Annotated in this window: 10 protein-coding genes; all 10 read left to right on the top strand. The window is 72.3% G+C overall.

Annotated elements, in window-relative coordinates:
* Positions 1-79 precede the first annotated feature (79 nt).
* The 10 genes from ACFRU2_RS10480 (at position 80) to ACFRU2_RS10435 (ending at position 15,159) form a co-directional block, all read left to right on the top strand.
* Complete coding sequence (locus ACFRU2_RS10480) at positions 80-3,736, top strand: nitrate reductase subunit alpha (RefSeq protein ID WP_382970833.1); 3,657 nt, start codon at positions 80-82, stop codon at positions 3,734-3,736.
* A 3-nt stretch (positions 3,737-3,739) separates the two neighbouring features.
* Positions 3,740-5,278 (top strand): nitrate reductase subunit beta, encoded by a 1,539-nt coding sequence (gene narH / locus ACFRU2_RS10475; RefSeq protein ID WP_382970264.1) that lies wholly within the window; start codon positions 3,740-3,742, stop codon positions 5,276-5,278.
* Positions 5,275-5,973 (top strand): nitrate reductase molybdenum cofactor assembly chaperone, encoded by a 699-nt coding sequence (gene narJ / locus ACFRU2_RS10470; RefSeq protein WP_382970261.1) that lies wholly within the window; start codon positions 5,275-5,277, stop codon positions 5,971-5,973. The genes narH and narJ overlap by 4 nt, the downstream gene beginning before the upstream one ends.
* A complete protein-coding gene (gene narI, locus ACFRU2_RS10465) occupies positions 5,973-6,698 on the top strand; it encodes a respiratory nitrate reductase subunit gamma (RefSeq protein ID WP_382970259.1) in 726 nt (241 codons plus the stop codon). The genes narJ and narI overlap by 1 nt, the downstream gene beginning before the upstream one ends.
* Positions 6,695-7,918: a TIGR04053 family radical SAM/SPASM domain-containing protein gene (locus ACFRU2_RS10460; protein WP_382970256.1), complete on the top strand. Its 1,224-nt coding sequence runs from the start codon at positions 6,695-6,697 to the stop codon at positions 7,916-7,918. Before narI ends, ACFRU2_RS10460 begins: the two co-directional genes overlap by 4 nt.
* Positions 7,919-7,985: 67 nt before the next feature.
* Positions 7,986-9,365, top strand: coding sequence for a protoporphyrinogen oxidase (gene hemG / locus ACFRU2_RS10455; protein ID WP_382970253.1), 1,380 nt, complete (start codon positions 7,986-7,988; stop codon positions 9,363-9,365).
* A gap of 163 nt (positions 9,366-9,528) precedes the next feature.
* Entirely contained in the window at positions 9,529-10,266 is a 738-nt protein-coding gene (cseB, locus tag ACFRU2_RS10450; RefSeq protein WP_382970250.1) for a two-component system response regulator CseB, read from the top strand.
* A 5-nt stretch (positions 10,267-10,271) separates the two neighbouring features.
* Positions 10,272-11,519 carry a sensor histidine kinase gene (locus tag ACFRU2_RS10445; protein ID WP_382970247.1) on the top strand — a complete coding sequence of 416 codons (1,248 nt, stop codon included), beginning with the start codon at positions 10,272-10,274 and terminating at the stop codon, positions 11,517-11,519.
* 260 nt (positions 11,520-11,779) lie between these two features.
* The gene (locus tag ACFRU2_RS10440) at positions 11,780-12,559 is read left to right on the top strand and encodes an ABC transporter ATP-binding protein (RefSeq protein ID WP_382970246.1); all 780 of its coding nucleotides are present in this window, start codon (positions 11,780-11,782) and stop codon (positions 12,557-12,559) included.
* 71 nt (positions 12,560-12,630) lie between these two features.
* Positions 12,631-15,159: an ABC transporter permease gene (locus tag ACFRU2_RS10435; protein WP_382970243.1), complete on the top strand. Its 2,529-nt coding sequence runs from the start codon at positions 12,631-12,633 to the stop codon at positions 15,157-15,159.
* Positions 15,160-15,210 lie beyond the last annotated feature (51 nt).

Raw genomic sequence — 15,210 nt, 5'->3', positions numbered from 1 at the left:
TCGTGTCTGGGTCATCTTGCCCGGACCCCACGCACCGCCTTTTATTCCGGCCTGGAGGGTCGCCTTGCACGAGCGCCACATACGCGACGGACACCAGGACGCCGCCGAATCGCTGATCAAGGCGGGGAGTTTCTTCAGGACCGCCGAGGTCTCCGACGACCTGCGGACCGTCCACCACACCGGCGGCCGCGCCGCGGAGGCCTTCTACCGGGACCGGTGGAGCCACGACAAGGTCGTGTACTCCACCCACGGCGTGAACTGCACCGGCTCCTGCCGGTGGAAGGTCTACGTCAAGGACGGGATCATCACCTGGGAGACCCAGTCCACCGACTACCCCTCGGTCGGCCCCGACAGCCCCGAGTACGAACCCCGCGGCTGCCCGCGCGGCGCCTCGTTCTCCTGGTACTCCTACTCCCCCACCCGGGTGCGCTACCCGTACGTGCGCGGCGCCCTGCTGGAGATGTACCGCGAGGCGAAGGCGCGCCTGGGGGACCCGGTCGAGGCCTGGGCCGACATCCAGTCCGACCCGGTCCGCCGGCGCACGTACCAGCAGGCGCGCGGCAAGGGCGGGCTGGTGCGGGCGACGTGGGAGGAGGCGACGGAGATCGTCGCCGCCGCGCACGTGCACACGATCAAGGAGCACGGCCCGGACCGGGTCGCCGGCTTCTCGCCGATCCCGGCGATGTCGATGGCCTCGCACGCGGCGGGCGCCCGGTTCCACTCGCTCATCGGCGCGCCGATGCTGTCCTTCTACGACTGGTACGCCGACCTCCCGGTCGCCTCCCCGCAGGTCTTCGGCGACCAGACGGACGTCCCGGAGTCGGGCGACTGGTGGGACGCCGCGTACCTGATGATGTGGGGCTCGAACGTCCCCGTCACCCGCACCCCGGACGCCCACTGGATGGCCGAGGCCCGCTACCGCGGCCAGAAGGTCGTCACCGTTTCCCCGGATTACGCGGACAACACCAAATTCGCCGACGAATGGATGCACCCGCACCCCGGTACGGACGGTGCGCTGGCCCTCGCGATGGGCCACGTCATCCTCAAGGAATTCTTCGTCGACCGGCAGACCCCCTTCTTCACGGACTACGTCCGGAAGTACACGGACCTGCCTTTCCTGGTTTCCCTCAAGGAGACCGACCAGGGCCTGGTTCCCGGGAAATTCGTCACCGCCGCCGATCTGGGCCGGGAGACGGAGAACGCTCAGTGGAAGACCGTGCTGATCGACGACGCGACCGGCGAGGCCGTCGTACCGAACGGATCGCTCGGCCACCGCTGGGGCAAGAACGAGAAGCCCGAGTGGAACCTCGACCTCGGTGACACCGTTCCGCGGCTGACCCTGCACGGCACCGCCGACGACGCCGTCGAGATCACCCTGCCCCGCTTCGAGGACGACGAGCAGGGCGGCACGATCCGCCGCGGTGTGCCCGTACGCCGACTGGGCGACCAGCTCGTCACCACCGTCTTCGACCTGATGCTCGCCCAGTACGGGGTGGGCCGCGAGGGCCTGCCCGGCGAGTGGCCCACGGGCTACGAGGACGCGAGCGCCCCGGGCACCCCCGGCTGGCAGGAGTCGCTGACCTCCGTCCCGGCAGCCCAGGCGGCGCGCGTGGCGCGGGAGTTCGCGAAGACCGCCGAGGACTCGCAGGGCCGCTGCATGATCCTGATGGGCGCCGGCACGAACCACTGGTTCCACTCGGAGACCATCTACCGCTCCTTCCTGGCCCTGCTCACCCTCACCGGCTGCCAGGGCCGCAACGGCGGCGGCTGGGGCCACTACGTCGGCCAGGAGAAGTGCCGTCCGGTCACCGGCTGGGCGACGCTGGCCGCCGCCTCCGACTGGTCGCGCCCGCCGCGCCAGATGATCGGCGCGGCCTGGTTCTACCTGCACACCGACCAGTGGCGCTACGACACCCTGCCGGCCGAGGCCCTGGCCTCCCCGCTGGCCACCGGCGCCTTCGAGGGCATGACCGGCTCGGACTGCCTGGCGGCGAGCGCCCGGATGGGCTGGATGCCCTCGTACCCGACCTTCGACCGCAACTCCCTGGAGCTGGGCGAGGCCGAGGACCCGGTCGCCGAGACGGTCCGGCAGCTCAAGAGCGGCGAGCTCGGCTTCGCCGGCGAGGACCCGGACGCCCCGCACAACTGGCCGCGCGTGCTCAACGTGTGGCGGGCCAACCTGCTGGGCTCCAGCTCCAAGGGCAACGAGTACTTCCTCAAGCACCTGCTGGGCACCCACTCCAACCTGCCCGAGGACGGGCCGCGCTGCACCCCCAAGGACGTCACGTACCGGGAGGAGGACGTGGAGGGCAAGCTCGACCTGCTCATGTCCATGGACTTCCGGATGACGTCCACGACGCTGCTGTCCGACGTGGTGTTCCCGGCGGCCACCTGGTACGAGAAGCACGACCTGTCCTCCACGGACATGCACCCCTTCCTGCACGCCTTCACCCCGGCGGTGGACCCGCCGTGGCAGGCGAAGTCCGACTACGACGCCTTCAAGGGCCTGGCCGAGCGGTTCGGCGAGCTCGCCGGGACCCACCTGGGCGTGCGCAAGGACCTGGTCGCCTCGGCCCTCCAGCACGACACCCCGGGCGGCGAGATGGCCCAGCCCGGTGGCGTCGCGCTGGACTGGTCGAAGGGCGAGTGCGAGCCCGTCCCCGGCAAGACCATGTACAACCTGACGGTCGTGGAGCGGGACTACGGCGCGGTCGGCGAGAAGTTCGCCGCGCTCGGCCCGCTGGTCGACGAGCTGGGCGTGACGACGAAGGCCATCACCTTCGACGTCGCGGAGGAGATCGCCTACCTCGGTGCGAAGAACGGCACGGTCCGCGGCGGCGTCGCCGACGGCCGCCCGCGCCTGGAGACCGCCCAGCAGGCCTGCGAGGCGATCCTCTCCCTGTCCGGCACCAGCAACGGCCGGCTGGCGACGCAGGGGTTCGAGACGCTGGAGAAGAAGGTCGGCACGCACATGGCCCACCTGGCCGCCGAGGCCGAGGGCAAGCGGATCACCTTCGCCGACACCCAGGCCCGCCCGGTCCCGGTGATCACCTCGCCCGAGTGGTCGGGCTCCGAGTCCGGCGGGCGCCGGTACACCGCCTTCACGATCAACACCGAGCACCTCAAGCCCTGGCACACCCTCACCGGCCGCCAGCACTTCTTCATCGACCACGACTGGCTGCACGAGGTCGGGGAGTCCCTCCCCGTCTACAAGCCGCCGCTCAACATGCACACCCTGTACGGGGAGCCCGAGCTCGGCACGGTCGACGAGAAGACCAAGTCGGTGGCGGTCCGGTACCTGACCCCGCACAACAAGTGGGCGATCCACAGCCAGTACCAGGACAACCTCTACATGATGACCCTGGGCCGCGGCGGCCAGACGGTGTGGATGTCCCCGCAGGACGCCGAGGCGATCGGCGTCCGGGACAACGACTGGATCGAGGCGGTCAACCGCAACGGCGTGATCACCGCCCGCGCGATCGTCTCCCACAAGATGCCGCCCGGCACGGTCTACATGAACCACGCGCAGGAGCGCACGGTCGGCGTCCCCAAGACGGAGAAGACCGGCCGCCGCGGCGGCATCCACAACTCGCTGACCCGGGTGATGCTCAAGCCCACCCACCTCATCGGCGGTTACGCCCAGCTCACCTGGGCCTTCAACTACCTCGGCCCGACCGGCAACCAGCGCGACGAGGTGACGGTCATCCGCCGCCGCGACCAGAAGGTGGAGTTCTAGAAGATGCGCGTCATGGCACAGGTCGCGATGGTCATGAACCTCGACAAGTGCATCGGCTGCCACACCTGTTCGGTCACCTGCAAGCAGGCGTGGACCAACCGGCAGGGCACCGAGTACGTCTGGTTCAACAACGTCGAAACCCTCCCCGGCCAGGGTTACCCGCGCCGCTGGGAGGACCAGGAGAAGTGGAAGGGCGGCTGGGAGCGCACCCGCTCCGGCAAGCTCCGCCTGCGGGCGGGCGGCCGCCTCGCCAAGCTGGGCAAGATCTTCGCGAATCCGGACCTGCCGGAGATCGAGGACTACTACCAGCCCTGGACGTACGAGTACAAGAACCTCACCGAGGCCCCGGCGGGCGACGACATGCCCACCGCGCGGCCCGTCTCCCAGGTCACCGGCGAACCCATCGACAAGATCGAGTGGGGTCCGAACTGGGACGACAACCTCGGCGGCGCCCCGCAGAACGCCCCGAAGGACCCGATCGTCGAGAAGATCCGCGACGAGGTCGGCGAGAAGATCCGCTTCGAGTTCGAGCAGAGCTTCATGTTCTACCTGCCGCGCGTCTGCGAGCACTGCCTGAACCCCGCGTGCGTCTCCTCCTGCCCCTCGGGCGCGATGTACAAGCGCGAGGAGGACGGCATCGTCCTGGTCGACCAGGACCAGTGCCGCGGCTGGCGCATGTGCGTGTCCGGATGCCCGTACAAGAAGGTGTACTTCAACCACCAGACCGGCAAGGCCGAGAAGTGCACGTTCTGCTTCCCGCGCATCGAGGTCGGCATGCCGACCGTGTGCTCGGAGACCTGCGTGGGCCGCATGCGCTACATCGGCGTCATGCTCTACGACGCCGACAAGGTGACCGAGGCCGCCGCGGTCGAGGACGAGCACGACCTGTACCCCTCCCAGGTGGAGTGCTTCCTGGACCCGTCCGACCCGGCCGTGATCGCCGCCGCCCGCGCGGCCGGCATCACCGACGAGTGGATCGACGCGGCGCAGCGCTCGCCCGTCTACGACCTGATCGCCACCTACCAGGTCGCCCTCCCGCTCCACCCGGAGTACCGGACGATGCCGATGGTCTGGTACGTCCCGCCGCTCTCCCCCGTCGTCGACGCGGTCGCCGCCACCGGCAGCGACGGCGAGGACGCCGGCAACCTCTTCGGCGCCATCGACGCGATGCGCATCCCCGTCGAGTACCTCGCCGCGATCCTCACCGCGGGCGACACCGTTCCGGTGGAGGCGGTGCTGCGCCGGATGGCCGCGATGCGCGCCTACATGCGCCGCGTCAACCTGGGAGAGGCGAAGGACGAGTCGATCGCCGAGGCCGTCGGGCTGACCGGGCAGGAGATGGAGGACATGTTCCGCCTGCTGGCCATCGCCAAGATCGAGGACCGCTTCGTGATCCCGACCGCGGCCCGCGCCGACGCCGAGGCCCTCGCCGACTCGCACCCGCTGGCCGACGCGAACTCAGTCGACCAGGGCTGCCCCGTCGGCGCGCTGCCCGAACCCCGGGTGATGCTCAATCTCGGCACCACGAGGAGGAGTTCGTGAGCAGATACACGCTGAGCGGTGATGCCCTGCTGCGCCTGGTCGCGGGCTGCGTCCTGCAGTACCCCGGCGACTACTTCCACGACGAACTCCCGCGGCTCCGTGCGGCCCTCGCCGGGGCGCCCGCCGAACCGGCCGCACTGCTCGGCGCGTTCCTCGACGAGGCCGAGCGGCAGACCCCGATCGAGCTGTGCTCCCAGTACACCTCGACCTTCGACACCCGCAACCGGCGCTGCCTCTACCTCACCTGGTGGATCGACGGGGACACCCGCCGGCGCGGGCTGTCCCTGGTCCGGCTGAAGCGGATCTACCGGGACTTCGGGCTGGAGTTCGCGGGCGAGGAGCTGCCCGACTTCCTTCCGGTGGCCCTGGAGTTCGCCGCCCGCCAGGAGGAGGCCGGCACCGAGCTGCTCCAGGAGCACCGGGCCGGGCTGGAGCTGCTGCGCCTGGCGCTCACCGAGTCCGGTTCCCCGTACGCCCGGGTGCTGGAGGCCGTCTGCGCGACGCTGCCCGGGCCCTCCCCCGAGACCAAGGCGGAGGCCAAGGCCCTCGCGAAGAACGGGCCGCCGCAGGAGCTGGTGGGTGCGGGCTCGGCGCTCGAACCGTTCGGGCCGGGCCTCGACATGCCGGCCGACCTGCCGTTCTCGGCTCCGACCGACCTTCCCTGGCCCACGACACCCGAAAGGATGCCCGCCTGATGGACCTCCTCCTGTGGGGCGTTCTCCCGTACGTCTCGATCGCCCTGCTGATCGCGGGAACGGTGTGGCGGGGCCGGTTCGACAAGTTCGGCTGGACCACGCACTCCTCGCAGCTGCACGAGTCGCGGCTGCTGCGCATCGGTTCGCCGCTCTTCCACTTCGGCATGCTCTTCGTGGTCCTGGGCCACGTCGTGGGTCTGCTGATCCCGAAGAGCTGGACCGACGCGGTGGGCGTCAGCGACCACGCCTACCACCTGATCGCGCTCGGCACCGGCACGCTCGCGGGCGTCGCGGCCGCCGCGGGCATCGGGATCCTCGTCTACCGGCGCTTCAAGGTCCCGGCCGTGCGCCGGGCGACGCTGCGCAGCGACCACGCGATGTACGCGTGCCTGCTCGGCGCGATGGCCCTCGGACTGACGGCCACGATGCTCAACTCGGCCGGAATGATGGACGGGTACAACTACCGCGACGGCATCTCGCTCTGGTTCCGGAGCCTGTTCACCTCCACCCCGGACTATCACCTGATGGCGGCCGCCCCGCTCGCTTTCAAGATCCACATCATCTTCGGCTTCGTCCTGTTCGCGCTGATCCCGTACTCGCGCCTGGTGCACATGTTCTCCGTGCCGCTGAAGTACCTGTTCCGGCCGTACGTGGTCTACCGCAAGCGGGACCCGAAGCAGCTCGCCAACCGCCCGAGCAAGCGCGGCTGGGAGCGGGTCTCGTGAATCCCCGCCCGGGCGGCGGCCCCGCGGGCCGCCCCGCCCGCTCGGTCGTCCGCAGCCCCCGCCACGCGGTGTCCGACCGGCCCTTCATCGTCATCTGGGAGGCCACCCGGGCCTGCCCGCTGGCCTGTCTGCACTGCCGGGCCGAGGCGCAGACCCTGCGCCACCCCGAGGAGCTCGACGGGGCGGACGCCCGCCGGGTGATGGACCAGATCGCCGCTTTCGGCAAGCCGAGCCCGCTCTTCGTGATCACCGGCGGGGACCCCTTCCAGCGCGCCGACCTCACCGACCTGGTCGCGTACGGGACCTCGCTCGGCCTGCGCGTGGCGGTGTCCCCGTCGGGGACACCGACCCTGACCCGGGAGAACCTCGTGGCGGTGCGGGAAGCGGGGGCCATCGCGCTCTCGCTCTCGCTGGACGGTTCCACGGCCGAGCGGCACGACGCCTTCCGCGGGGTGCCCGGGGTCTACGACTGGACGCTGGAGGGCTGGCGGGCCGCCCGGGAGCTCGGGCTCAAGGTCCAGATCAACACCACGGTCACCCGCGACAGCCTGGAGGACCTGGCCGACATCGCGGCGCTGGTCAAGCGCGAGGGCGCGATGCTGTGGTCGGGCTTCGTGCTGGTCCCGACCGGACGCGGGGAGCAGCTGGACTCCCTGACCGCCGCCGAGATCGAGGACGTCCTGCACTTCCTGTACGACTGCGGGGCGGTGATGGCCACCAAGACCACGGAGGGCCACCACTTCCGGCGGGTCGTGATGCAGCGCACCGTCCTGGACGCGCGCGGCGAGAAGCCCGTCCTGGGCCCGCTCCACGAGCGCCTCTCGGCCCGCGCCCGCGAGCTGGGGGTCTTCGGCGGGGAGCAGCGGGCCGTGCGCCGGCCGCCCATGGACGTCTCCTCGGGCCGCGGCTTCGTCTTCATCTCGCACACGGGCGAGGTGCACCCCAGCGGCTTCCTGCCGCTCTCCGCGGGCAACGTGAAGAACCACCCGTTGACCGAGATCTACCGCGGCTCGGCGCTCTTCACCAAGCTCCGCGACCCCTCGCTGCTGCGCGGGAAGTGCGGAGCGTGCGAGTTCAAGACGGTCTGCGGGGGCTCGCGCTCGCGGGCGTACGGCTTCACGCGCGACGTGCTGGAAGCGGACCCGTACTGCGCCTACGAGCCCGGCAGCTTCCCGTACCAGGAGGACCTCAGGGTTCTGGCCGAAAGCATGAGGCGCTGACCCACCCCGTTCCCATACGTTTCATACGGGAACATATCGACCACGGCTCCGGCCACGGGAGAACACAATGCGTTCAGTGATCGTCATCGGTGGCGGTATCAGCGGTCTGGCCGCCGCGTGGCAGTTGCGCGGCCAGGCCGACGTGACCGTCCTGGAGAGCCACGCCAAGGTCGGCGGGAAGCTCCGGACCGGCACCATCGCCGGCATCACCGTCGACGAGGGCGCCGAATCCCTCATGGCCCTGCGCCCGGAGGCCGTGGAACTGGCCGCCGCCGTCGGACTCGGCGAAGCCCTCTGCGATCCCGCGAAGGCCGCCACCACCATCTGGACCAACGGCGCCCTGCGCCCGCTGCCCGCCGGACACGTGATGGGCGTCCCCACGGACCCCTCCGCGCTGATCGGCACCGGGCTGCTCTCCCCCGAGGGCGTCGCACGCGTCGCCGCCGAGGAGACCCTCCCGGCCACCCCGCTCACCGCGGACTGCTCGGTCACCGAGTACCTGGGCGGCCGCTTCGGCCAGGAGGCCGTGGACCGGCTCATCGAACCCATGCTGGGCGGGGTCTACGCCGGCCTCGCCGAGCGGCTCTCGCTGCGCGCGGCCATGCCCCGGATCGCGGCCCTCGCGGAACAGGGCACCGCGCTCCTCCCGGCCCTGCGCCGGATGCGCGCGGCGGGCGCCCCCCGCTCGGGGGCCGTGGCCGTCCAGGGCGTCGTCGGCGGCACCGGGCGCTTCCCGGCCGCCGTCGCCGAAGCCTGCGGAGCCCGCATCCTCACCGGGACGACGGCCCGCTCGCTCCAGCAGAGCGCCGGCGGCCGCTGGCGGGTCCAGGCCATGACCGGCGACGGCGCGCTGACGATGGAGGCCGACGCGGTGATCCTCGCCCTGCCCGCCTTCGCGGCGGCGGAGCTGCTGCGACCGCACTCCCCGATCGCCGAGGAGGAACTCGCCTCCATCCCGCACGCCTCGACGGCCGTCATCACCATGGCCTTCTCCCGCGCCCAGGCCCACTTCCTCCCCCAGGGCAACGGCTTCCTGGTCCCGCCGGTCGACGGCCACACCCTGAAGGCCGCCTCCTTCCTCTCCAACAAGTGGTCCTGGCTGCACGACGCGGCCCCCGAGACCTTCGTGCTGCGCGCCTCCATCGGCCGCATCGGCGAGGACGCGCTGCTCGGCCGCCCCGACCGCCACCTGGTCCGCTCGGCCATCGCCGAGCTCCACCACGCGGTGGGCCCCATGGGCGAACCCCTGGCCACCCGCGTCACCCGCTGGGACCGGGGCCTGCCCCAGTACGGCGTCGGGCACCGCGAACGCGTCGCCCGCATCCGCGAGGCCGCCGGCAAGCTCCCGGGCATCGCCCTGTGCGGAGCGGCGTACGAGGGCGTGGGCGTGGCCGCCTGCGTAGCGACGGGGCGCGCGGCGGCGAAGCAGGTCCTGGCGCAGCCGTAGGGCGCAGCCCTCCCGTACGGCAGGGCTTTCGTATCGGGCGGGTATCCGCGGACGCTCGGCTCGTCATCCGTTCGGTCCCCGGGGCCGTGGCCAGCCCGTTCACGGCTGCCACGGCCCTATCGTTCTTCACAGGTACCCGTCCGCCGAACAGGAGTCGCCCTCCGTGTCCTCCCCCGCCCCCGTCTCCCCGCGGCCCGTCCGCGTGCTGCTGGTGGAGGACGACGAGCTGATGCGCCGCTCGTTCACCGTCTCCCTGGAGCGCTACGGATACACGGTGCGGGCCGCCGCCGACGGACTCACGGGACTCGAATCCTTCCGCGACGAGGACTTCGACCTGCTGATCCTCGACGTGATGCTGCCCGGCCTCGACGGCATCGGCCTGTGCCGCAAGGTCCGGGAGACCAGCCTGGTCCCGGTCCTGATGATGTCGGCGCGCGGCGACGGGCTGGACATCGTGTCGGGTCTGGAGGCCGGGGCGGACGACTACGTCGTCAAGCCCGTGGACACCAACGTGCTCGTGGCCCGCATCCGCTCGCTGCTGCGGCGCGCCACCTACGCCCCCGCACCGGCTGCCGGGCCGTCCGCGGAGCAGGACCCCGGTACCTCGTCCGAGGGCGAGCTGCTGACCTTCGGGGACCTGACCCTGCACACCGGGGGCCTGGACGTGGCCGTCGGCGGAACCCCGGTGGCGCTCACCCCGACCGAGCTGAAGCTGCTGCTGGAGTTCGCCGCCCACCCGGGCATCGTGCTGGAACGGCACACCCTGCTGCGCAACGTGTGGGACTACGGCTGGGACGGCGACAGCCGGGTCGTGGACCTGTGCGTGCAGCGGCTGCGCGGCAAGCTCGGCCGGGACCGGATCGACACGGTCCGCGGTTTCGGCTACAAGCTCAGGCGTTGAGAGCGGTGTCCTCCTCCGGTCGGCCCCGGCCGCCCCTGCTGACCCTGCGCTGGAAGATCGCCGCACTGGCCGCCGCCACGGGCTGCCTGGTCGCGCTCGTGGTGGGCCTCCTCGTGCACGGATGGACCGCGCACGACATCCGGCACCGGGCCGAACGGCAGGCCCTCAGCAGGGTCATCTCGGCCACGGACGTCTACCGGCGTTCCCAGACCCTCCCGAGCGATGCCCGGCTCGATCCCGCGGACCTGCCGTACGCACTGCAGAACCCGACCGACGACGACCCGCACGTGTCCTACGGCGGGAACGTCCCCGGGAGCATGGACCCCACGGTCTGGGGTGCCCAGCGGGTCAGCGGCCCGGGCAGCCCGGTCCTGGCCGTCCAGATCACCATCAACACCGAGTTCGGCGAGCTGTACCGGCTCGACCGGACCATGGCGGTGGCCTCGCTCATCGCCCTCGCCGCCGCCACCCCGCTGGCTGCCTACGGAGCCGGGGTGCTCGCCCGCCGGCTGCGGCGGGTCTCCGAAACGGCTCTGCGGATCTCCGACGGGGACCTGGACGCCCGTACCGGGCCCACCAGGGGCCACGACGAGGTGTCCGGCATCGCGGCCACCGTCGACCTCATGGCCGACACCCTCTCCCGCCGCCTGCGCGACGAGCGCCGGTTCACCGCCGACGTGGCCCACGAACTGCGCACGCCCGTGGGCGGTCTGCTGGCCACCGCGGACCTGCTGCCGCCCGGCGAGACGGAGGACCTGATCCGGGCCCGGGTCCGCGATCTGCGCGGGCTCGTCGAGGACCTGCTGGAGGTCTCCCGGCTGGACGCGGGCGCCGAACTCCCGGTCCACGCCCGGGTTCCGCTCGGCGCGGTCGTCTCCGAGGCCGTGACGCGCACCGGCCTGCCCACCGAGGTCGACGTCGCCGGGCGGGCCGGGAGCGTGGAGACCGACCCCCGCCGCCTCGAACGGATCGTCGGCAACCTCGTCGTCAACGCCCACCGGCACGGGGAGACCCCGGTACGGGTCACCGTGGAGGGCTCCACCGTCGTCGTACGCGACCACGGCCCCGGCTTCCCCGCCGAGCTGCTGAGCCACGGCCCGCGCCGCTTCCACACGGGCCGGGCGGAGCGCGGTGCGGGCCACGGCCTGGGCCTGACCATCGCCGTGGGCCAGGCCCGCGTCCTCGGCGCCGAACTCCGCTTCGAGAACGCCCCGGACGGCGGAGCGGTCGCCACCCTCCGCCTCCCGTCCTGACCCCCAACCGCCCTACCCCAGACCCGAGTCGGTCCCGGGCACGGCCCTGGAGGACAGGGCTCCGCCCCGAGGCCTCCGGGGCACCGCCCCGGGGAACGGGCGAAGGGCGGGTGGGGGACCTCGCCCCGCGCAGCGACAGCCCGGCCGCTACCGGACCGATACACACCGGAGCACCCCCCGATACCCCGTGCCCCGGGCCGTCGATACCTCCCCCGGGCACCCTTCGGAGTGCAGCTTCCCGCGCCCGAAGAGGAGTCCCCGTGACCGCCCCGCTTGCCCCGCACCCGCACCCCGCGCCGACCGGCATCGCGGCCGCCACCACCGACCTCTCGAAGGTCTACGGCAGCGGCGACACCCGGGTCGTGGCCCTGGACGGCGTCAGCATCTCCTTCCACGAGGGCCGGTTCACCGCGATCATGGGCCCCTCCGGCTGCGGCAAGTCCACCCTGATGCACTCCGCCGCCGGGCTCGACTCCTTCAGCTCCGGCTCCGCCCGCATCGGCACCACCGAGCTGGGCTCCCTGAACGACGAGCAGCTCACCCGGCTGCGCCGCGACCGGATCGGGTTCATCTTCCAGGCGTTCAACCTGATGCCGACGCTGACCGCGCTGGAGAACATCACCCTGCCGCTGACCATCGCCGGCCGTAAGCCCGACCGGCAGTGGCTGGACCACGTGGTCTCCCTGACCGGCCTCTCGCAGCGCCTCGGCCACCGTCCCGGGCAGCTCTCCGGCGGGCAGCAGCAGCGCGTGGCGGTGGCCCGGGCCCTGATCGCCCGCCCCTCGATCATCTTCGGCGACGAGCCCACCGGAAACCTCGACTCCCGCGCCGGGGCCGAGGTCCTCGGCTTCCTGCGCGACTCCGTGCGCGAGCTGGGCCAGACCGTGGTCATGGTCACCCACGACCCCGTCGCCGCCGCGTACGCCGACCGCGTGGTCTTCCTCTCCGACGGACGGCTGGTCGACGAGATGGTGCAGCCCACCGCGGACCGGGTCCTGGACCGGATGAAGGCCTTCGACGCGCGCTCCCGCACGAGCTGACCCCTCCGCGCTCCCGCACCGAACCAGCCGCCCGCCCGCTCCCCGGGCCAGCCTCCCAGGATCCGCATCCCATGTTCCGTACCGCCCTGCGCAACGTGCTCGCGCACAAGGCCCGCCTGCTGATGACCGTGTTCGCGGTCATGCTCGGGGTCACCTTCGTCACCGGCAGCCTCGTCTACGGAGACAGCCAGAAGCAGGCCGCCGTCGACCGGGCGAGCGCCGGCTACGACCGCATCGCCCTCAACGTCGCACCCGGCGCCGTACCCGGCGGCCCGCCGCCCGCCCTCGACGCCCGCACCGCGGCCTCCCTGGCCGAGGTCCCCGGCGTCGCCGCCGCCGCGGGCCGGGTCGACGGGTTCGCCGCCGTCGCCGACCCCGAGGGCCGGCTGCTGGGCAGCGCCGATTTCCGCAAGGGCGGCAACTTCGCCCCGGGCAAGGACGGAACGGACCCGGCCTATGCCTTCAAGGAGGGCTCCGGCCCGGCCGACGGCAAGGCCGTCGCCCTCGACGAGGCCTCCGCCGCCAAGGGCGGCTACCGCGTCGGTGACACCGTGCGCGTCGGCACCGGCACCGGCGCCGAGTCCTACCGGCTCAGCGGCGTCTTCCGGACGGACGCCTCGAAGCTCACCCCGGGCGGCAGCCTGGTGTTGTTCGCCGACGCCACCGCCCAGAAGCTGTTCCTCCAGCCCGGCCAGTACACGGACATCGAGATCACGGCCGCCCCCGGCACCGATGTGACGGAGCTCCTCACCCGGGTCACAGCGGTGATCCCCAAGGACTCCACCGCGGTGACCGGTGCCTTCCTCGCCAAGTTCCAGGCGAACCGCGCCTCCAGCGACAGCGACACCATGAGCCAGATCATGGTGGGCTTCGCCGCGGTCGCCCTCTTCGTGGCCACCTTCCTGATCTCCAACACCTTCACCATGCTGGTCTCCCGGCGCACCCGGGAACTGGCCCTGATGCGGGCCGTCGGAGCCACCCGCAAGCAGGTCCGCCGGATCCTGCTGACCGAGTCCGTGCTCGTCGGCCTGATCGCCTCCGTGGCCGGCATCCTGGCCGGCACCGGGGTCGCCGCCCTGCTCCAGGCCCTCTTCTCCGCCGCCGACAGTCCGGACGCCCCGCTGACCCTGCTCCCCTCCACGGTGATCATCGCGCTGGTGGTCGGCACCGTCCTGCCCGTGATCGCCGCCTGGGTGCCGGTCCGCCGGGCCATGGCCATCCCGCCCGTCGCCGCCCTCGGCGCCGCCGAACCCGCCGAGCCCGCGCGCCCCGGCTCCCTGCGCACCCGGATCGGCGCCGCCCTGCTCCTCACCGGAACGGCCGCCACCCTGTACGGAGCCCTCGCGGCCGACGGCGACGCCCGGGCCGTCATCGGCCTCGGCGCGGCCCTCACCCTGACCGGCGCGATCGCCCTCATCCCGCTCCTGTCCCGGCCGTTCACCGCCCTGCTCCGGCCGCTGCTGCTCCGCTACAGCCCGGTGCACGGCGACCTCGCCGCCCGCAACACCGTGCGCGACCCGCGGCGTACCGGCGCCACCGCCGCGGCGCTCGCCATCGCCCTCGCGCTCGCCTCCGGCCTGTCCGTCCTCGGCGCCTCCGCCACCCGGTACCTCGACGGCGCGACCACCCGCGACATCACCGCCGACTACCTGGTGCAGGCCCCCTCGGGCGGGCAGCGGATGACCCCCGCCACCGCCGAACCCCTCAAGAAGCTGACCGGCGCCACCTACAGCCCCCTCAACCAGTCCACCGAGTACGAGATCGGCGGCATCCGCTCGGTCCTGACCGGCGTCGACCCCGCCGCCATCGGCCGCCTCCTGCGCTACGAGGTGACCGCGGGCTCCCTCGACAGCCTCGCCCAGGGCAAGGTCGCCGTCGCCGACTACAAGGCCCGGGCCAACGGATGGAAGGTCGGCCAGACCCTCCCCGTGAAGCGGCTGGACCAGCAGGGCGAGATCACCATCGGCGCGATCTACCGCGCGGACGAACAGAGCAAGGTGCTGCCCAGCATCACCGCACCCGACTCCCTGGTCGCCCGCTTCGACTCCACCCCGCACACCGACTCGATCGTCGTGGCCACCGCGGGCGGACCCGGCCGGGCCCAGCTCGCGAGCGTCGTCAAGGCGCTCGGCGACAACCCCGCCCTGTCCGTCCTGGACAAGGAGGCCGTCCGGTCCGAGGACACCAGCGGCATCGGCAACCAGCTCAACATCTTCTACGCGCTGCTCAGCATGGCCCTGGTGATCGCCGCCCTGGGCATCGCCAACACCCTCGCGATGTCGGTGCTCGAACGCCGCAAGGAGATCGGCACGCTGCGCGCCCTCGGCCTGGACCGCGCCGGAGTGACCCGGATGATCCGCATCGAGGCCCTGCTCGTCGGCGCCCTCGGCGCGGCCGTCGGCACGGTCATGGGCGTCTTCACGGGCTGGGCCCTCGGCAACACCCTCCAGGAGAGCGTCGCCGGATACGCCCTGGTCATCCCCTGGGGACGACTCGCCCTCGGGGTGCTGCTCGCCCTGGCCGGCGCCCTCCTCGCCTCCCTCTGGCCGGCCCGCAGGGCCGCAGGCGTCGACATCCCCGCGGCGACCGCGGCGCAGTGACCGCTCACCCCGCGCGCCCCGCCCCCGTAACCCGGATGGGTCAGCGCGGGG

The organism is Streptomyces sp. NPDC056883 (assembly GCF_042788835.1).
Classification (GTDB): Bacteria; Actinomycetota; Actinomycetes; order Streptomycetales; family Streptomycetaceae; genus Streptomyces; species Streptomyces stoeckheimensis.
The sequence above is the reverse complement of the archived record's forward strand: the minus strand, read 5'-3'. Positions and strand labels throughout refer to the sequence as shown.